The following is a 20,482-nucleotide window of genomic DNA, read 5'->3' on the forward strand; positions in this document are numbered from 1 at the left end:
TAACGTTTACAGGTCTATATTCAATTTTACTTTCCGAAAATTTCTTGCAGCTTTTTGGTAAGCTCGTCTCCACGGAGGTCTTTGGCAATGATCTTTCCTTCTTTATCAATCAGGAAATTACTAGGTACTGCACGGATATTATATTCCTTTGCCACTGCATTTTTCCAACCTTTAAGATCGCTGACATGCTCCCAGGTGAGACCATCATCTTTAATGGCTTTTACCCAGGCATCTTTGGCATTATCCAGGGATACGCCCAGTATTTCCAATCCTTTGCTATGGTACTTTTCGTAGTTATCCAGTACATTTGGATTTTCCGCTCTGCATGGGCCGCACCAGCTTGCCCAGAAATCCAGCAGTACATATTTACCGCGGTAATCTGATAACTGCACCGCTTTACCGCTGACATTATTCTGGGTAAAGTTGATGGCAGGAGCGCCAATGCCTGTTTTTCGTTCGATCTCTTCTGCCAGGATAATATCCGCTTTCTTTCTTTTTGCTTCATCGAGATACGGATACTTTTTGATGAGACGATCCAGCTCAGCAGCAATCAGGGCCTTATCTTTCCGGGGATGGAGGAAGTCCAGCGCATAGAGCGTTACAGGCGTATTCTGATTCATACGGATCAGCAATTTCACACGTTCTCCCATGTCATCGCCCAGCCAGCCGTACATGGCGCCGAAAGTACTGTCCAGTTCTTTATTCTTTGCGAAAGAAGCCTGGTATTGCAGCTTACCATTCTGAATCATGGCCTGGTAATTACGATAAGAAATGAAGTTGAGTTCATTTACCAGTTTGTTTTCTTCACTACCATCAATATAGACGTAGGGAGGATTCTTGATTCTGATCGCGGCAGTATCGATTCCTCTGAAATCAATGCGCAGGTTCTCTTTATTTGCCCAAATGGTCAGACGATCTTCTTCGAACTCATTCAGGATATAGAATTGCGGCTTGGTGGCGTCCAGTTTATGGCTATAAGAACCATCTGGGCGCAGATGAATCGTGTCTACGGTTATGCGCTCATCTCCTACTTGTTTTTGTACGAGGAAAGGAAACTTCGCCTGCTGTTCTGCTCCTGGCGGGAATTTAATTTTACCACTGACAGTGATAAAACGTTTTGTCTGCTGAGCAGCAGCCGGGAGTATAGTCCCGGCGGCCAGCAGGAAGGCAACCAAATTTATCCGGTATTGCTTCATGTATGGGTTGATTTTTGATTTTTTATTGCAAGGTTCCCATTGGGATGGCTTTGATCGCTTTTCCTCCCGCTGGTTGGGCTGGTGCTGCTTGTGGTGCAGGCGTCGGCTTTACCGTACCTCCAAAGAGTGCTGCCAGTTTCTTTTCGATTTGTCCGTTACCGTTTTCATCAAAACCGACCTCCTTCATCATGATTTTACCATCAGGTGAAATGAGGTAGGTAGTTGGAACGCCGGTGATCGCAAATCCGCTTCCAGAAATGTTCTTATCGTCGAGCGACTGTAACCAGGGATTGTTTTCCTGTGCTACTGCTTTCAGCCAGTCTTCTTTACTTTTATCGATGGAAATACTGTAGAAGACGAGATTTTTATCTTTATACTGCTGGTATACCTCCCGCATATGTGGGAAGGATTTGCGGCAAGGTCCGCACCAGCTGGCCCAGAAATCCACCAGTACATACTTTCCTTTCAGGTCGTTGAATTTTACCGGTTTACCTTCGGGGTCCGGCAGGGTGAAATCTTTCACCTGTTTACCGATGGCGGAGTTACGCAGCCCTTCTGCAAACTGATGGAACTCTGTCGCTTCTTTGGTGGCCTTCATTTGCTTGGACAGTCCGGCATACAGTTGATCCTGTTGCGCTACAGTAGCCATTTGTCGGGCATCATTCAGGCTGTATACAGCAGCGTAGGAGTTTGGATGTTCTTTCACCAGTTGCTGTAATAACGGTAGCAGGTATTGCTGTTGTAAAGCGGTCTGTCTTTTTTCAAACGCCTCATATTTCGGATCGTTTTCCTGTAACCAGGCGCCTCCGAATTCTGCTTGCAGCGCTTTGCTGATATCTCTGTAAGCAGCAGACTTCTCCCGCCCGTATTTCAGGAGCAGTTCCGCCGCCTCAGAGCCTTTCACAACAGATTCGCTCATACCTTTAGCAACATCAGATTGTACCGTGTAAGTCACCGGCTGATCAAACAGTACCCCGAAAGGCACGTACATCTGGCGTTCTGCCTGCACATATTGTGGCAGCAACATCAGGAACATAGGTTCCTTATAGGGAATTTTAAACGTATAATGTCCATTGCGGATATCTGCTGAATCCTTGTAGGTACGGGAATACAGGTACATCTTATTATGTCCTTTCAGGTCTCCGGCCAGGTCTCCTTCGATAGTGATGGTTTGTGCCATACTGCTCATACTTAGCAGCACGCCAGTTACCATACCGATTGTTTTTTTCATATGCATGTTCGTTTATTCGTTAACGTTATTTCACATATCCCGGGTTCTGTTTGATCAGTCCTCCGGTGATATCAATTTCATGTTGAGGGATAGGCATTGCATAATTCGCCGGTTGCATCAGCGGATTAGGCTGTTTGCCATAGCGGATAGCATCGAATCGTGCAAAACCTTCAAAAGCCAGTTCCCGTTTACGTTCCAGGAGAATTCTGTCGATCAGCTGTTGCTTGCTGGTGAAATCGCCCATTGTATAAACCTTTGGAACTGCGTTGACGGAGAAGGATCTGCTATAGATTTTATTCAGCAAATCAACAGATCCCTGGTTAACGCCGGATACCTGCGCCTGGGCTTCTGCCGCTGTGAGCATTACTTCCGCCAGGCGGATCATGATCACGTTGTCGCGTATACGCATATCCGTATACTTTGGCACGAAAGTACCTCCTTTGATGGCCAGGAACCGATCGTCTGTGGCATCGTAGCTGGCGAGGAAGTCCGGTAGTGGCGTGTAATATCCGTAAGCATAGTAGATGCCATTGTTTTCGCCGTAATTAGCCGTAGCGTTATAGCTTTCCGGAAACGCGAAGATAGTTTCTGCATTAATGGGATAGTTGCCGGTTCCAGTACCATTGTTGGGCCACATGGCTGCAAACGTTTTCTGCAACGTATATTGGTTGCCGTTAAGCACCATATTGGCGTAGGTAGCAGCCCGTTGGTAATCCTGTTTGTATAAACATACCCTGGAAGCCAATGCTGCCGCAGCGCCGCTGGTAGCTCTGGAGCCCTGGTCCAACGATGCACTTCTGACAGCAGGTAAGGCTGCAATGGCATCGTCCAGATCTTTTAATATCTGCGTATATACTTCCGCATTAGTATTCCTGGCCTTATTCTGGGAACCGTCATATCCTTCAAAAGCTGTTGTCATAATGGGAATTCCCATGTTGCTCCCTTGTCCTTGCAACGCGCCATCGCCATACATTTGAAGGAGTATCAGGTGGCAGTATGCGCGGATAAATTTAGCCTCTCCGATAAACTGTTTCTGGATAGCAGGATCAAAAGTGGCGTAGGTTGGGAGATTATTAATGATAACGTTTGCTTCATTAATGGCCGCATAAGGCCTTTGCCAGTAGGGCTCATAGTTCTTATCCCTGGGATCGATAGCCCCTTTCACGAGTGCCTGATCGAAGGAGCTCACAATATTCCCGGTTATATCTCCGAGCATATAGGCATCAGCGCCACATGCATTCATTGTCTGGAGATAGGCATCTGCCAGAAAGCTTTCGGCCGATTGACGGTCTTTTAGCAAGTCTGCCTCCACCATGGTTCCTTCCGGTTTCAGATCCAGTTGTTTACTACATCCCGCATTCAGGAGCAACAGGCCGGCCAGATATATGCTGTAAGATAATTTCTTCATAGTAAAACAATTTTAGAGTGATGCTTTTACGCCTATTCTCCAGGTCCGGGGAGCTGGTAATGTCAGTTCATCGAAACCCATGCCCAGTGCAGAGGAACCGCTTGCGCTGACCTCCGGATCAATACCTGAATATTTAGTGATGATAAACAGGTTATTACCTTCTGCAAACACACGCAGTGAACGGATCGATTTCACATTTCTCAGCATCTTAGTGCAATCGTATGTCAGGGTGAGACTACGCAGTTTAATAAAGGAGGCATCTTCCAGGAAACGATCGTTCTGACGACTCAATGTATAGTCAAATGAAGAGCCGAAGCTTCCCGTTACATAATTGGATTTATTAATCATGGCTGGGATGGCGGTTTGCTGACCCGGATATTGCCAGTAATTCACCAGGTCAGGCGAGAGATTCCAGGTATCATTGGAACCCGCAGCGCTGCCCAGGTAGCTGTATTGTGCTGCTTTGGCGCCATTGATTATTTTATTACCCGCGGAGAAGTTGAAAAAGCAATTCAGCTCTAAAGATTTCCAGGTAAACGTATTACCGAAACCACCGAAGACAATGGGCATCGCGTCTCCCTTATATGCTCTGTTTTCATACGGACGATCCGGATATTGTTGCTGGATTGGAGTTTCAGAAGATTTACCATTCTTATCAATCCATAGCGGTTGTCCGTCGAGCGGATTGATACCGCCCCACTGGTAGAGATAATAGGCAGTAGCAGAGTGGCCTACTTTCCAGAAGCGCCCGCCATCCAGTTCGTTTTGCATCGCTAATTCGTCTTCGTTGATTTTATGGAGACGCACGACCTTGTTCCTGTTGGCAGATATATTAAAATTGGTGGTCCAGCTAAATGATTTCCTGATAATATTCTGGCTGTTGATGCTCAGCTCCACCCCGTTGTTGCTAAGGTCGGCCAGGTTTTGTTTCTGTACTGCGAAGCCCATAAAATAAGGCAGTGCAGAGCTGACAATCGCATTCGTTGTTTGGCGACGATAGAAATCCAGTGTAGCCGTAATCTTGCTTTTGAAAATACCCAGGTCCATTCCTACGTTCCAGGTGGTGGTACGTTCCCAGGCCAGTTCAGGATTGGCGGGTTGTTTCACGCCAATAGCCGTGATATTACCATAGGATGCAGCATAAGGATTTACAATATACTGGCCCTGGTTGCCATAGTAGCCATTTCCGCCGTCACTACCGGTGAAGCCTACACTACCGCGAATTTTCAGCTGATCAATCCAGTTGTTTCCTTTCAGGAAAGCAGCTTCGCTGGGCACCCAACCCAATGCGAACGATGGGAAGCCTACGTAGCGATGGTTCTTAGAGAAACGGGAGGACCCGTCCATGCGATAGGTAACGCCAGCCAGGTATTGATTTTTATATTGATAGTTCACTCTTCCGAGGAAAGAAACTTGTGCCCATTCCTGTTGCAGCGAGGTGACCACTCTTTTATTCTTAGCAGTGGCGATGCTGAGCATTTCATCATTGATAAAATGGTCGCCTACTACGGTCGTAACATCTTCTGTAGAATGCTCATAGCTCTGGCCCAGCATAGCGCTGATGCCATGTCCGCCTTCCAGGAGTTTATTGACGTCGATACGGTTATTCACGACGAATTTGCGTAGCTGTTGCTGTGTTTCTGTGGCCATGCCGCCTTCCGTTCTTGGGCGGTCGATGACGCGACTATAAGCGCGGGAGTTGATCCAGTCGGTACCAGCGTCTGAATGGAAAGACAGCCATGGCAGCAGTTTCAGATCGGCGAATACATTTCCGAGTACGCGACTGTCTATAGAATAATTCTTTCCTGTGGTAGCCTGACCTACCGGATTGGATACAGTAGCTGGCCCTGTGGGGTTATTGCCATACAGCCAGTTGAATTTTCCCAGGCTATCGTATACGCTGATATTTGGCGCTTTCAGCACTGCATCGCGGTATACCTGCTGGGCATTAAGGCTGTTGTTATTGGCTTGGTTCAAACCAACACTCACTCCTACTTTCAAGGCTTTAGACACCTGGTTATCGAAATTTACGCGGCCCTGATAGCGGGTAAAATCATTATTGATGATATAAGACTGTTGTTTATCGTAACCCAGGCTGACAAAGTAATTGCTCTTATCTGTGCCCCCGCTGAGAGAGATATTGGCATCTGTGCCTATTGCATTTCTGACTACCTGATCCAGCCAGTTCGTATTTACGCCTTTGGGGAACTTGTAGTTTAAAGGTATATACCAGCCACTGGAAGCCTTGCCAACAGAGTCTTTCAGCGCAAAGAGGCGGGTGTAGAAATCTGCGTACTGATCGCCTGTCATCACCTTCGGTAGTTTGCGGGGAGCGCTGACGGAAGTTCCCAGCTGTACATCTACATGCGCTGATCCTTTTCTTCCTTTACGGGTGGTGATGAGGATAACGCCGCCAGACCCTCTGGAACCATAGATGGCAGTGGAGTACGCGTCTTTCAATACTTCTATCGACTCAATATCATCCGGATTTAATGTGGCCAGTGGATTCTTTTCAAAAGTGGTTGGTGGGCGGTAATCATTCGCTACAGTGGTACCTCCATAAGAAACGCCCGGAGTGGAACCTTTGCTGTAGTCTACCGTATTCAGTGATTGGTCGATTCCATAGATGGGAACGCCGTCCACCACTATCAGCGGCGTATTGCCGTTAGGGTTAAGGGTGCTGATACCACGGATAGTAATGTTGCTGGCAGCGCCGGGCACTCCACTGCTGGGTGCAATGTAAACGCCGGGTAGTTTTCCTACCATAGCCTGATCTACTGACAGCGGCATTTGTCCTGGTTGTTCATCGGCTCTGAAGGAGCTCACTGCGCCAAGCAGATTACGTCTTTCCTGCACGCCGTAGCCGATTACCACCGCCTCTGAAAGTCGCGATGCTACAATCGTCATACTAACAGGCAGGCTTACTACGGCATCGCCTATACGAACAGGTAAAGTAGTTTGTTGATAGCCAATTGAAGAAAACTGCAGAGAGTAGCTGCCATGTGGCATAGTGATTTCATACATACCATCGGCGTCTGTCATAGCCGTATATTTTGTTCCATTCACGCGAACGGTTACACCGGGAATAGGATTAGCGGTACCTGCTTCCAAAATGCGGCCACGGACTTTCCCTGGCGCCTCCATGGCCGGCGTTAATGGCAATGCCATGGGCGTACGGGTAATAATGATGACGCCATTTTTTTCCTCGAATGCGAGGTCTGTATGCTGCAAAAGGGCGGCGATCACCTTGTTGAGCGGTTCATTTACAAAACGTAACCTGGAAATCTTGTAATCTGCCAGTTGTTTTTGGTCGTAGCCAAATGCTAGTTGGTAATTCTTTTCCAGTTTCTTAATACATGATGCCAGCGATTCATTTTCGAAGGCAGCCGTTACCCGGATTTCCTGCCGGTTTTGGCTATAGGCGTTGGTTGCCGGTAACAGGGTAAAACTTCCCAGTGAGAACACTGTAAACACTACGCTCCATCTTATCATGCCGCGCATGGACGCATGCTTAAACGATTTTTGCATATCTTTGGTTGATTTTAGAATTAACTGACAGGGTGCAATTCATTGCACACTCTAGGCCGTACCTGCTCCAACAGGTGCGGTTTTTGATTTCAGAAGACAATAACTCACCAGGGATGGTCTTTTGCTCATCCCGGTAAAAACAGTTGGTAGTTGTTTAATATTTTTTGTGAATAGTTATTTCGTTGTCATGTATATCATATTGTATAGGATGTATGCTGTTAATAATATCCAATACTTGTGTAATTGTTAGTTTGGTACTGCATCGGAGCGTATATTCATCCTGTTTCATTTCCGCAGGATTGTAGCGAATCTTAACCCCATATTGATTCTCGAGTGTTACTACCAGTTCTGCGAATCCTACTTGTGATAAGGAAAGCATGCCGTGCATCCATTCATTTACTTGTTCATTGTTCACTGTCGACTTCATATACTGTTGTGCGGATCTGCTGAAAGTCAGTTGATCGTTGGCACTGAGTACATCCAGTCCGGACTGATGATGTAGTACTTTTACCATCCCTGTTTTCACTGTCACCTGTGTTTCGTCCAGCAGCGGATGGGCTTTCACATCGAAGGAAGTACCGAGTACCTGAATATTTATTTCGGTGGTATGTACTTCAAAAGGATGTCTGCTATCCGGGTGTATATCAAAGAAGGCCTCTCCTTCCAGCACGACGGTTCTTACCTCACCGAATGAGCGGGGATATTTCAGGCTGGCGCCAGCGTTTAGCCATACCCGTGAGCTATCCGGCAGCAGGAATTCTTTCAGTTCTCCTGGCCCGGCGCTGGCCAGGAGCATATCGTGGCGGTCCTGATATTTTTTAAATAATAATCCAACAGTTATTAGCAGACCGGTAATAACAGCAGCAGCCATCCACCAACGGCGGTACAGCGGCGTCACCGGATCAGATGCCGGTATTGCTTCATCCGCTATTTCCGCATGAATATGTTGGAGCATATCCTGCTGAATCAATTGCCTGTGCGCATCATTGCGGAATACCTGCGTTGCTGGCTCCTGGGCATCATACCAGGATTGCAGCCATTCCAGCTCTTGCTGTGTACAGGTTCCGGTATCGAGGCGTGACAGGATTTGTTTTATTTTTTCCTGGTCGTTCACGTGATAATAACCGTTTGCTTGTATATATGACACGGCTCCGCAAGTCGGGTACCATATCCGGTAAAAAAAAATTTCAACTTTATTATTTGAAAGAGGATAATTGTTCGCGAATGCGACTCAGGGCGAGGCCTAGCTGGTTCTTTACGGTTTGGCGGCTGAGGGCCAGCTGAGAGGCAATATCATCTATAGAGCGGAAATCGCGGCGATTGAGCAGGTAGATATCCCGCATCCGTTGAGGCATAGCGGCCACTGTGGCGGCGATCATGCGCTGCATTTCATTTAATAATAAAGGTCCGTCGGTCTTCAGGAGTGGAGAAACCGGGATATCCGCAAAAACATCCAGGTGTTTTTGGTAAGTGGAAGAATTTCTGAAGTGATTAAATACACGGTATTTCAGGGCTACATGCAGGTATGCCGACAGCTGCTCACGGATGTCCAGGTCTTTTCTTTTTTGCCAGAGGGCAATGAAAACATCCTGCACACAGTCCTTTGCATCTGCGTCCTGCTGTAGTCTGGCATAGGCGGCCGTGTAAAGCTGCTCCCAATAGCGATGATACAATTCATCAAAAGCTGCCTTATCATCATGCACCCGCATACGCTCCAATAAAGCGGTATCCGGCAATTGTTTCAATCACAAAAGGTTTAAGCGTAAATATAAATAATTCAGTTCCAAATTTGCAAATCTGGCAGGTTGGCGGGGGATATAAAATAATCAACTTTTCTGAAACAAAAAAATAATCCGTAACCAATCGGTTACATATATTTGTAACCGATTGGTTACATAATAAATCATATGAGAAGAGATGTATTTCAGGCCATAGCGGACCCAACACGGAGAGAGATTATCCACCTGTTGGCCAAGGACAGTTTGAATCTCAATAGCATTGCAGAGAACTTCAGCGTCAGCCGTCCGGCGATTTCCAAGCATATTCGCATACTAACAGAATGCGGTTTGGTAGGCATCCGAACGGCAGGACGAGAAAGGATATGCTATGCCAACCTCCAGGGATTGCGGGAGGTAGCGGATTGGACTGCCAGGTACCAGGATTTCTGGAATTCCAAACTGGATGATCTGGGCGACTTCCTGGAGAAAGAAAAAAAACATAAAAAGAAAAAATAGTCATTCTATCATTTTTTAAACCCACTAAAAATGAACGCCACACCACTCATCACAGAACGCGTATATGATGCGCCCACAGCCACGGTATGGAGTGCCCTCACCCAGCTGGAACAGCTGCGTAAATGGTATTTCCAGTTAGATGGTTTCAAACCCGAGACCGGGTTTAAATTTTCCTTCACCTGTGATTGTGACGGAATAGATTACCTGCATCATTGTGAAGTCAAAGAAGTTATACCCGGACGCAAAATCACTTACAGCTGGACATATGAGGGGTATCCAGGTTATTCAGAAGTGAGTTGGGAATTATTTCCCGAAGGAAATAAGACCAGGCTTCAGTTGACCCATCGGGGATTGGAATCATTCTCTGGCATCGACAATCCATCTTTTCAGGTCAGCAGTTTCCAGGAGGGTTGGCACTTCTTCTTCAACGAGGCCCTGCCGAACTATCTGGCAAAAGAAACAGTTGCATCCTAACCTTACCAGGTTGGTTCATTCCGTTTCATTTTTTCCAACGTGGATTCATACGGCTTTTTATCCTGATCGGGCGCCAATGCGAGCGCCCGTTCTTGTATTGCAATAGCCTCCTGTTTGCGGCCAGCCTTGTAAAGCAAGTTGGCCTGGGTGTTCATAAACAGGGAGCGCTCTCCCTGTTCCAGGCATATCCGGCTCCATCCAGAAGCTGTCAGCAACATAGAGGAATCATCTGAGCGATAAAAGACCGTTGTGGCATAACGGTTCAGTTCATCCAGGGACAAGTTCTTCGCGAATTTGGCCACATAGCGCGTAGCAGCAGGGAAAAACTGCTTCCATTGTTTATTATTCAAATGATACAACGTCTTTGATCGTAAGTACACTTCCTCTCCTGTAACGCCGTAGCTCATTGCTTTCTGTTGCATGGCAAACCAGTTCGGATGCTCATTGGTACCGCTGATATTCGGATTAATCACGTCTGCATAAATGACTGTCATTAATTTCATGTCCGCCTGACGCGTACCCATTACCTTATCTGCGGCCTCCTTATTTGCAGCAATAATTTTGAATGCAGTTGATTTTACACTGGTAGCCATATTAAAAATGAACAACCACTGAGAGCGGGAAAATGGCGCTTTGATCTGAGCGAGATAATCATCCGCCGCTTTCTGAGCATTAGGCATATCATTCAATCGGACCGCCATTTGTGCCAGCTCTTTCAGGAAACTGGAATCACGGTATCCTGATTTAAACCGACGCAGCATATCTGTATATCGGTTATCAGGATTAGTGGTATCCATGTCCTTTATCTTGAAATCAGTAGGAACTGGTCCTGTAGCGGGAATTATCATGCGATGTATTTCCCTGATTTTTTCCAATGGAATTTTTATCACCTCTCTGTCATAGGTCATCAGGCCATTTTCTTCTATTTCTACATCATAAGGTTCTGTATAAATAGATCCGCTCAAACCTTCTTCCTCATAGATTTTCAGGTGTTTGATCATGTATTCATATTTCTGAGAGAATTCTGCCGGCGCTACGGAAATATACCCCCATCCCTCTTCTGCATTCCACTGATGGCTGCGTACCCGGACCTGCACTCCGCCCCATTCTCCTAATACGCGGGCTTTTCCGGTCAATGCCGGCGCAATACCCGGGCCTGGATAATCATGTACATCGGTCAGATCGGCCGACTTCCAGCGCTCCAACGGATTTGCGGGGGCGCGTCTGTCATAGTTCTCGCCGGTATGTCCGTTGATTAACCTGCTGGGATCTGTTTTCTTCATCCATTCTGTGAGGCGTTGCTGATCATAACGGGCCCATCCTTCATTAAACAGTACCCAGCAAACGATACTAGGATGGTTTTTCAGCAATTCAATATTAGCCGCATTCTCTTTTTCAAACTCAATCTTTGCGGTAGGCGACTCATTCGCACAAGTGACCATGTCCTGCCAAACGAGGATACCCAGTTTATCGCAATGATAATACCAACGGGCAGGTTCCAATTTGATATGTTTACGAATGGTATTAAAGCCCATCGATTTTACAGCGAGGATATCAAAACGCAGGGCCTCATCTGTGGGAGCGGTATAGAGTCCGTCTGGCCAGAAGCCCTGGTCCAGCACACCCAGATTATAGGTATATTTTCCGTTCAGGTAGATGCGCTCTTGTCCTTTCGCATCTTTCATGATAGAAATGGTGCGCATACCAGCGTAGGAACGGATGGAATCAACGGGTTTATCCTGGTTATATATTTTTATTGATAGATCATACAGAAAAGGATCTTCCGGCGACCAATGGTGTACGTCGGGGATAGGCATTTCCAGCGTATCATTTGTTTTACCGGAGATATTTGCCACTGGTGCGCCATTGGCATACACTGTTACTTCCGCTTTGCAGTTCCTTTTATCATTCGGGGACACCACTACTTTCAGGGTGTTTTCCTGCGGTATGATACTGATATTGGAAATATAAGTATCCGGAACTGTTTCCAGCCATACTGTTTGCCAGATACCGCTGCTGGCGGTATACATAATTCCTCTGGGTTGCAGCACCTGTTTACCTCTGGGATTATTGCCCTGATCGGAAGGGTCCCATACGGAGACCAGCAACTGATTACTGCCATTATGGAGGGCGTCTGTAATATCAAGGGTGAATGCCTGGTATCCGCCGGCATGGTCGCCTACTTGTTTTCCGTTTACATAGACGACGGCCTGCCAGTCGACCGCCCCAAAATGCAGCAATACCCTTTTCCCTGCAGCATCGCTGGGTTTATCAATATTGCGGCGGTACCATAATCGGTCGTCCGGGAGCAGTGATTTTTTAACGCCCGACAGTGCAGATTCCAGTGGATAAGGCACCAGGATTTTCCCCTGAAACTGTTGAGGAGCGGGTGCGTCTTTTTTGGTGATAGCGTAATCCCATAGCCCGTTCAGGTTTACCCATTGGGACCGTACCATTTGCGGTCTGGGGTATTCCGGCAATGCGTTTTCCGGCGAGACTAGCGGAGTCCATCGGGTGGCAATTGCGACAGGCTGGGCTTTCCATGCAGACTGCGCGTTGACGGTGGTCACGGCAAAGCATGACAGTAGCAGGGTAATAAAGGATAACTTCTTCTGCATAACTGGTGAATTAAAGACGTGGAAAAAAGATTACGAAACAACACACATACGAAGTAATCTCCGCTGGTTGCGGAGATTACAGGCAATGATTTTGCCCATTTGCGGAAATGGGAATACGGCCGGGGATACCTGAGGGGTGGCCGTCAGTCAGTGACAGGAGTCAGTCAGGAGTTTAGTCAGTAGTCAGGAGGGATACAATGGTTCAGGAAAGTGGAACTAAAAATGATGATGCTATTGTATATAATGTGCTTTCAGTCTATTTCTGATGATTTTAATACTGGAACTCATATGATTTTTGATGGTCTGATTGGAGAGACCTTTCGTCTCCATGATTTCTCTGGTGCTCAGTTCATGGATAAAACGCATTTCAAAAATCTTTCTTTGATGCGGAGGGACCGCCTTCATTGCTTTGAGGATTTGCACATAAATTTCTTTATCCTCCATTCTGCGCTGTGTGATTGCCTCTGACCGGTCATTGTCGTACAGCTGTTTATTTTTCTCCAGCTTATTGGCTTTTTTCAATTCGTCAATAGCCCGACGGCGAACGCATACAATCAGGTAGGCTTTCAGGTTCACAGGCACTGGCAGGTCCATTCGCTTGTTCCAGATAGTAATAAACACATTTTGAACAACATCTTCGGCAAGGTCCTTATCGCGTACTATATAATTTGCTTCACGGAGCAAATGCTTGTAGTAAGCCTGATACAGATCCTTAATAGCATTTTCCCTGTTGCATTGGAGCAATTCCGGGAGGTGGTTGTAGGAAGATTTCCGGGATAATTTGAATTGATTTACCATTACTGAATCATTGAATAAGGTTAGTAGACAACCTCATCCATCAGCAGGACAAATCTAACATGAAGTGAAACTGTATTGTTGTTAACGCCATCATCCGGATGGATGTTCCCCAGTCGTATAACAACAATACAAGTATCGAGTATTTTTTCTAGACTGAAAAGAAAAAAAATGTTAATCAACTGTGAATCCGGGTCTCCCTAAATCCATTTCCTCCTCTCTCCTTTTCCTGTCTATTCTGCGGCGACTGCCCTTAACTTCTCTGTAGTAGTACTCCCATTGAAGGCCTGCTTCAGTATATGGTCCTTGTTATACACCGCAATATAGGGTACCGCATGGATGCCAAAGTACTTCAGCATAGTGCGTCCGGTATCTATTCCCAGGGAAAAATTCTTCCGGTACTGATCCAGTTTGAATTCCTTTTCATATTCCCGTACATCGTGCAGGGAACTGTTGGTCATCAGGTATACATGCGTATTTCCCAGCGAATCCACCGATTTAATCAGTCCTTCCAGTTCTGCTTTACAGTATGGGCAAACGGTGGTGATATAAAACAGAATGGCGGGATGGCCGGAACTGGTATCAATACTGGCGTAGGTACTATCCGGTTTCAGATAGTTAATAGCCAGTAACTTCTGTCCTTCTCTTCCTGAGCTGAATGGCGGCTCTGGCGCGCTGTCGAAGCAGCCCGCCAGTAGCGTCACCAATAACATCATTGGCAAAAGCAATTTCATATTCCAATTTTTAAATAGCGATTGAATTCTTTTTTCTACCCATCCAAATGGAGGCGCCCAACAGCGCTGTGACTACGATATTAAATACCAGGTGCTGAGACCATGACATGGATTCCAGCACGCCGCCGCAACTGCAGGGAAGTTTACTGCTAAGTATCAGCAGGCCGCCTATATAAATGGTAAACCCTACCATCATGATAAAAGCGGCATACAGACCCGTTTTCCTGGTAGCAGGTACCACCAACAACAGGGATACCACGATTTCCAAAACCGGTACCACACGTGCTACTACCGGCGCTACACTGTGGAGTATGGGAGAAGAGCTGATCACCCATTTAAAAACATCATACTCCCTCAATTTCATGATTCCTGTATAAAGGAATAAGGCAGTGACCAAATAGGCAACGATTTCAATGAAAACTTCTTTTTTCATTTGGATTCTGTTTGTGTGTTAGTGAAAGCTGCTTCAGCGATATAACCGATTACCAAGATGGTAAAGGCTGCCGAAACCAGTATAGGAAACAATTGGAAGCGTAAGGCAATAGGCGAGGCAAAAACACTGAATCCCATATTCACCGACCATAAAGCAAATGCCAGCAACATTGCTTTTCTTAGCACAGGATTTTTATGTGCCTTCAATACCAGCATGGATATACATCCGAAGAGGAACATCACCGTCATCATCCCTACTATTACCGGGTATGGATTCAGGATAGTGGCATTATAACTTTTCAAACGCACTTTTACTTTTCGGTCCTTATAATTGAACCATACTTTGGCTACCTCTGTCACACTGTCAATTCCCATATTATATTTTTCCAGGAACTCTACCGGCGGCACATAATACTTGATGAAATTGGGCCAGAGATAATTCTCGGCGAACTGCATCGGATATTGTTGAATGATATAGCGCCCGTATTCTGCATAGAGAGGTCCCATGCTGGCCCATTTCTTATGCTGACTGGCGGTACTGTCCTTTTTAAACTGGTTACGCATATAGGTTTGTAAAGGCATACCGGGAGACCACATATACACTGTACTGGCTTTCATCGCTTCGCTCGGAAACCTGCGGGTATCCCTTGTACTGTCGAAATACTCCCTTATTCCTTTGTCCAGGGCTTCAAATTTCTTAGGTACCGGTTTACGGTGAGCGCTGTCAACATACCGGTAAGCATACATCGCGTTGTTGGCCAGTTGCCATCCGGTGAATGGCGTGAACTGTTTTATATTTGTCAGCTTTTTATATTTATTACTCGTGAATTGTACAAATGCGAAGATGAGTAACACCGCAAATCCCAATCCCGCCAGTTTTAACCAGAATCGTTTGTTGGCCAGAATAAAGCCCAGTAATGCTATAGCCGGATAGAACAAGGCATTATAACGCACTGTAAAAGCCAGGAATAAGACAATGCCATGCCAGAAGATCAGCTTAGGCGTTGGCTTATACATGATCCAGAACAACAGTGTAAACCAAATCAGACTCAAAGAGAGAAACATGGTATCACTGGAAACATAGTTCGCCAGGTATAGCAACACAGGGTTGAACAAGACAAAACATACCAATACGATCTTTGTGCCCTTTGCAGGTTTCAGGAAATAACAAAGTGTGAACACCAATGCCAGGAGACTGGATTCTACCAAGAGGTATTGAAATCCCACCAATGCGGTATCCCATTTACAGAAAATACTGAATAGCCGCAGGAAACGCGAATACCCGATCGGATAAGTGGCGGTATCCAGATTATGATAGGCCGAATCCAGGTAGGCATAGGAGTCTCCATTAATAAATGCCGCAAATGGATACAGATATTTGAAGACGCCAAACTGTATGATAATGGCGGCAATAGCCCCCAGCACATACCATCTGTTGGCCGGATTCTTAAATACATAAGCCGCCAGAGAGGCATTGCTATAATCTTTATCCTTCAGCTGTGCTTTCGCAAAATTGAAGTGGTCTGCCACAATAATCTCCTGTCGTTCTACACTTACGTCCAGCACATTTGCCGCTGCCGCGAGACCAGTAAGTTCCAGTTCAGAGACCGCCTGTTGCTGAAAAACCTCATCTGGCTGTTGCCAGCCGTTTTCAGGAGGATTGCTGTAATAATGCAAAGACACCCAGACATTACCGGTAGCGGGATCATTCCGTACTTCCAGGTCTGCGGCTTTCACATCTGCTTGTGCAACGGCGATATTGCAATCCTGTAAATGAAGCGGCTTCCACTCCCCGGTACGCTTGTTCAGGAGAGATAATTTCTTCAGTAGTACGCTGACAGTAATCAGTTGGCGGTTTTCCGGCAAAGACTCCAACGCCATTTCACGGGCAGCACGGCCACTCACCTTCCGGATATAGTCTTTGTAAAACTGATCAAATCCATATTTACCTACCGAATAGCGAACCGCCTGCTCCAGTTGCTTAGGCTTACGATGTGGGAAAATCGCAATGCGGAGCCAGGACAACAACCATATCAAGGCACGCCACCAGCCTATCTTCTGTAGGTTGATGAGATTCATTTTTATCGGGTAACGATAGAACTGCTGCCTGTAAAATAAATAATCTGGGGTAAGTCCTGAAGCGACTCCTGTATCCAGATCCTCGCCGGAATTTTCCGGGGAAAGTGTCTCCGGATCCGTAACAGGGCCGGCATCGGACATAAATGGTTTTTTACTCATGGGGATAAAGATGGTAAGGCTTATAACGAATAAATATTACGCTCTTTATTGGCATTAACTGACTGTAACCAGGCGGGATCAGAAATACCGGCAGCAGTTTAGATTCAATTGTGGTATTCGTCGGTAATTTTGAGGACCGTCAGGTAGATGCAATATAAAATCCCTGTCTGCAACAGGAACGCAGCCACGATTTTCCTGCACTGCAACAAAATTTAACATTATCCTGCACACTGGGTCCCTATTACACATGATTTTTTTTTATATTTTTACCGTTCAAGATTGGCCATATCATGAGAAAAGGCAAGAGAATATTAAGAGTGGCTGGTATAACTTTAGGTGGACTGTTACTGGTGATTATCATCGCCGCAGGCATCCTATATAGCCAGCAACAACGACTCACCCAACTGGCGGTAAAAGAACTTAACAAACAGTTCCGGGGAGAACTGGTACTGGGAAGCAGTAATATCAACCCATTCGCCAACTTCCCCTACATCTCCATCGTGCTCCACGATGTGAAATTCTATGCCAGTAAAAAAATGGATCACCCTCCACTATACCAGGTGGATAAGCTGTTCGTGGGATTTAGTCTCCCTGATATCCTGAAACAACATTACCAGGTACGTATACTGGTACTCAATACAGGACAGGTACATATCAACCGGGCCGCCAATGGTACCCTTGATATCGTGGAAGCACACACGCTTCCCGCCGCCACCAATGCCCCTGCCGATACCGGCTCCACTGGCGGACTATCCATGGATCTGCGGAAAATTATCCTGAAGAATATACATATCACCTATCATGACGAAACTACCGGCTGGAAAGTAACCACCCAACTGGAAAAAATTACCACCGGTTTTCACATGCACGGCGATGAAGTGGCGTTAGACCTGGAAGGCAAGCTCCTGGCGGATATAACCGGCAAAACGGATAGTACCCTCTTCAGGAATAAACATATCAGTCTCGCTATTTCCGGCGATTATAACCTGGAAAAAGAATTCCTCCAACTGAAAAAAACCAGCATCAAACTGGAAAATGCCAGTCTGGACGTACAAGGAAACGCTCACCTGAAAGGGAAGCCCCAACTGGATCTCAGCCTGAAGGGAGACCGACCGGATCTCAACTTATTGTTTGCATTTATTCCGGAAGACATCAGTTCCAAAATGCAGAATTACCGTCGGGACGGACGTATCTTTTTTGACGGTACTATCAAAGGGGAGATTGATAAAGATCATATGCCCGCCATCAAAGTCAACTTTGGTTGCGAAAATGTGTGGTTCGAAAATACGCATGCCAATAAGAAACTGGACTCTCTTGGCTTCCGCGGCTACTTCACTAACGGTGAAGGCCGATCCCTCAAAACGTCTGAACTACACCTGCTGGATATGAACGCCAGACCAGGAAAAGGAATTTTCAAAGGGAATTTTATTATGCGCGATTTTACCGATCCGCATGTGGTAATGCAGCTGTATTCGGAACTGAATATCCGTTTTATCGGAGAATTCCTTGGTATTAAAGACCTGGAGCAAATTGAAGGGGATATCCGCCTCAATATGAATTTCCGCGAACTGGTGGATATGCAGGTACCCGAACAGAGTCTTGCCAAGCTGAAAGAAGGCGTACAGAGTGAGCTGACGGTCACCAATCTTGCTTTCCGTATTCCCAACTACCCGCTGCCAGTGCGCAACATGAACATTCATGCGCAGGTTAAGAATGGTAGTCTGCAACTGGATACGCTGAATTTTCGTGTAGGCCAGAGCGATATAGCCGCCAGCGGCTCTCTGAGCGACCTCCCTGCCATTTTTCACAAGCAGTCCAAACCAGTGAAAGTCACCTTCCAGGTGAATAGTAATAAAGTGTTGCCAGGAGAACTCATGCTGGCAGACACCACGCATAAGCGCTTAAGAGAAGAGGTGATCAGCGGCTTCAGATTAGCCCTGGCACTGGAAACAAGCGTACAGGAAGTGCTCCATCCCAATCCGCTGCCAAAGGGCGTATTCCGGATAGAGGAATTGTCGTCTTCCTTTAAACAATATCCGCATAGTCTACATCATTTCAATGCAGACGTTACTATCGGAGATACCAGTCTGCTCGTAAAAAACTTCTCCGGACACATTGATAGCAGTGATTTCGTGTTCAAAGGCCGGTTGAATAACTACAATCTCTGGTTCGACAAAGTGAAGAAAGGCCGCACTGAATTTGCCTTCGATCTTAAATCAGAAAGGCTTGCGGTGAATGACCTTATCAGTACTAAAGGCCGGCAATTCATTCCGGAAGGTTACTGGTACGAACAAACGAATAATCTCTGGCTGCGGGCCAAACTCAATCTACGCTACGATACCGTGTTCAAACGTGTAGACGCCCATATCGCCAACATTTCAGGTTCCCTGAAACAACATCCTATTCAACTGGAAAATATTAAAGGGCGTATTCGTTACGGCACCAATAAATACCTGGTAGTGGATACGCTTATGGGTAAAGTAGGTAGCAGCGACTTCGATATCAATCTGCACTTATATGCAGGCCCCGACCGCAATGGTAACAAGCGCAATAATCTCTTCAGCATTAAATCCAATTACCTCAATGTGGATGAAATGATGAATTATGATTTCAGCGACCACAAAGAAGAAGAGATGACTACTGTTGTTCGTACCACCACCAAAAGAGAGAACGATAGTATTCATAGTGCCGGTTTTAATATCTTCAAAATCAAATTCTCCAATTTCGATGTACTGGCGGATGTAGGGAAAATCCGCTATCATAAGTTGTGGATTAAAAATCTGAAAGCAGATGTACATATGCAGGAAGATCAGCGAGTTAAGATCGATACGATTGATCTCCGTATGGCAGGCGGACATATTGGAATGAGGGGATTATTAAATGCGGCAGATCCTAAGCGACTGTATTTCCGCAGCAGTATACAACTGGATACAGTGGACCTCAGTAAGATGCTACTGAAGTTTGACAACTTCGGACAGGATATGGTATTGAATAAGAACCTGAAAGGTACGCTCAGCGGGCGGATTAAGAGCAATATCAAACTGCATCCTGATCTCACCCCACTTCTTGACTCCACCAAAGCCAAGATGGATATAGAAATCAGGAATGGTTCACTGATAGATTTTGGACCTATGCAGGCGATGTCGAGCTATTTCAAGGATAAGAATCTCCGCATGATCCGCTTTGATACGCTGCGAAATAAGCTCAGTTTTGAAGGGTCGACCCTGGATATTCCGAACATGAGTATCAATTCTTCTATTGGATATATTGAAGTAAGCGGTAAACAATCCCTTGATTTGCAGATGTCGTACCAGTTACGCGTACCGATGAAAATGGTGACCCAGGTGGGCTTCCAGGCTCTTTTCGGGCGTAAACAGGAAGAAGTAGATGCCGACCAGGTAGATGCCATCGAGACTGCTGATAAAGGCAAAAAAGGTCGGTTTATGCACCTGAATATTTCCGGCACACCGGAGAAATATCATATCTCACTCGGTAAGAAAAAGAAAAGTTAACATTTTCATGATAAGAAGAAGGGAAATAAAGGTACAACTGTTGTACTTTTATTTTCCTTCTTCTTATTTTAGTATATCGTTT

14 protein-coding genes are annotated in these 20,482 nt (G+C 46.0%); 3 read left to right on the plus strand and 11 right to left on the minus strand.

The window, feature by feature from the left end; all coding sequences use genetic code 11:
- Nucleotides 1-26: 26 nt before the first annotated feature.
- The 6 genes from CLV59_RS29210 to CLV59_RS16650 all read right to left on the minus strand — a co-directional run bounded on the left by CLV59_RS29210 (nt 27) and on the right by CLV59_RS16650 (nt 9,108).
- Entirely contained in the window at nt 27-1,196 is a 1,170-nt protein-coding gene (locus tag CLV59_RS29210; protein ID WP_245950885.1) for a peroxiredoxin family protein, read from the minus strand.
- A 22-nt stretch (nt 1,197-1,218) separates the two neighbouring features.
- Nucleotides 1,219-2,427, minus strand: a complete 1,209-nt coding sequence (locus CLV59_RS16630) for a TlpA disulfide reductase family protein (protein WP_170137787.1) — start codon at nt 2,425-2,427, stop codon at nt 1,219-1,221.
- Nucleotides 2,428-2,452: 25 nt separating this feature from the next.
- Entirely contained in the window at nt 2,453-3,835 is a 1,383-nt protein-coding gene (locus tag CLV59_RS16635) for a RagB/SusD family nutrient uptake outer membrane protein (protein ID WP_111593184.1), read from the minus strand.
- 12 nt (nt 3,836-3,847) lie between these two features.
- The gene (locus tag CLV59_RS16640; protein ID WP_111593185.1) at nt 3,848-7,363 is read right to left on the minus strand and encodes a SusC/RagA family TonB-linked outer membrane protein; all 3,516 of its coding nucleotides are present in this window, start codon (nt 7,361-7,363) and stop codon (nt 3,848-3,850) included.
- Between the two features lie 154 nt (nt 7,364-7,517).
- Nucleotides 7,518-8,510 carry a FecR family protein gene (locus CLV59_RS16645; RefSeq protein WP_146616218.1) on the minus strand — a complete coding sequence of 331 codons (993 nt, stop codon included), beginning with the start codon at nt 8,508-8,510 and terminating at the stop codon, nt 7,518-7,520.
- Nucleotides 8,511-8,559: 49 nt separating this feature from the next.
- Nucleotides 8,560-9,108: a sigma-70 family RNA polymerase sigma factor gene (locus CLV59_RS16650; protein ID WP_111593187.1), complete on the minus strand. Its 549-nt coding sequence runs from the start codon at nt 9,106-9,108 to the stop codon at nt 8,560-8,562.
- Nucleotides 9,109-9,270: 162 nt separating this feature from the next.
- On the opposite strand from CLV59_RS16650, the gene CLV59_RS16655 reads away from it, so the two are divergent.
- Together CLV59_RS16655 and CLV59_RS16660 are read left to right on the plus strand one after the other, a co-directional pair.
- Nucleotides 9,271-9,597, plus strand: a complete 327-nt coding sequence (locus CLV59_RS16655) for an ArsR/SmtB family transcription factor (protein WP_111593188.1) — start codon at nt 9,271-9,273, stop codon at nt 9,595-9,597.
- 30 nt (nt 9,598-9,627) lie between these two features.
- Nucleotides 9,628-10,071 carry an SRPBCC family protein gene (locus CLV59_RS16660; protein ID WP_111593189.1) on the plus strand — a complete coding sequence of 148 codons (444 nt, stop codon included), beginning with the start codon at nt 9,628-9,630 and terminating at the stop codon, nt 10,069-10,071.
- 2 nt (nt 10,072-10,073) lie between these two features.
- Here the strand turns inward: CLV59_RS16660 and CLV59_RS16665 are convergent, their stop codons facing one another.
- The 5 genes from CLV59_RS16665 to CLV59_RS16685 all read right to left on the minus strand — a co-directional run bounded on the left by CLV59_RS16665 (nt 10,074) and on the right by CLV59_RS16685 (nt 16,888).
- The gene (locus CLV59_RS16665; protein WP_111593190.1) at nt 10,074-12,689 is read right to left on the minus strand and encodes a glycoside hydrolase family 2 protein; all 2,616 of its coding nucleotides are present in this window, start codon (nt 12,687-12,689) and stop codon (nt 10,074-10,076) included.
- 231 nt (nt 12,690-12,920) lie between these two features.
- Entirely contained in the window at nt 12,921-13,487 is a 567-nt protein-coding gene (locus CLV59_RS16670) for an RNA polymerase sigma factor (RefSeq protein WP_111593191.1), read from the minus strand.
- Between the two features lie 230 nt (nt 13,488-13,717).
- Nucleotides 13,718-14,218 carry a TlpA family protein disulfide reductase gene (locus CLV59_RS16675; RefSeq protein WP_111593192.1) on the minus strand — a complete coding sequence of 167 codons (501 nt, stop codon included), beginning with the start codon at nt 14,216-14,218 and terminating at the stop codon, nt 13,718-13,720.
- Between the two features lie 10 nt (nt 14,219-14,228).
- Entirely contained in the window at nt 14,229-14,651 is a 423-nt protein-coding gene (locus tag CLV59_RS16680) for a MauE/DoxX family redox-associated membrane protein (protein WP_111593193.1), read from the minus strand.
- Entirely contained in the window at nt 14,648-16,888 is a 2,241-nt protein-coding gene (locus CLV59_RS16685; protein WP_146616219.1) for a glycosyltransferase family protein, read from the minus strand. Before CLV59_RS16685 ends, CLV59_RS16680 begins: the two co-directional genes overlap by 4 nt.
- A 290-nt stretch (nt 16,889-17,178) precedes the next feature.
- Between CLV59_RS16685 and CLV59_RS16690 the strand changes: the two genes are divergently transcribed.
- Nucleotides 17,179-20,400 (plus strand): AsmA-like C-terminal region-containing protein, encoded by a 3,222-nt coding sequence (locus CLV59_RS16690; RefSeq protein ID WP_111593195.1) that lies wholly within the window; start codon nt 17,179-17,181, stop codon nt 20,398-20,400.
- Nucleotides 20,401-20,482 lie beyond the last annotated feature (82 nt).

It is taken from the genome of Chitinophaga dinghuensis, from assembly GCF_003259435.1.
Classification (GTDB): Bacteria; Bacteroidota; Bacteroidia; order Chitinophagales; family Chitinophagaceae; genus Chitinophaga; species Chitinophaga dinghuensis.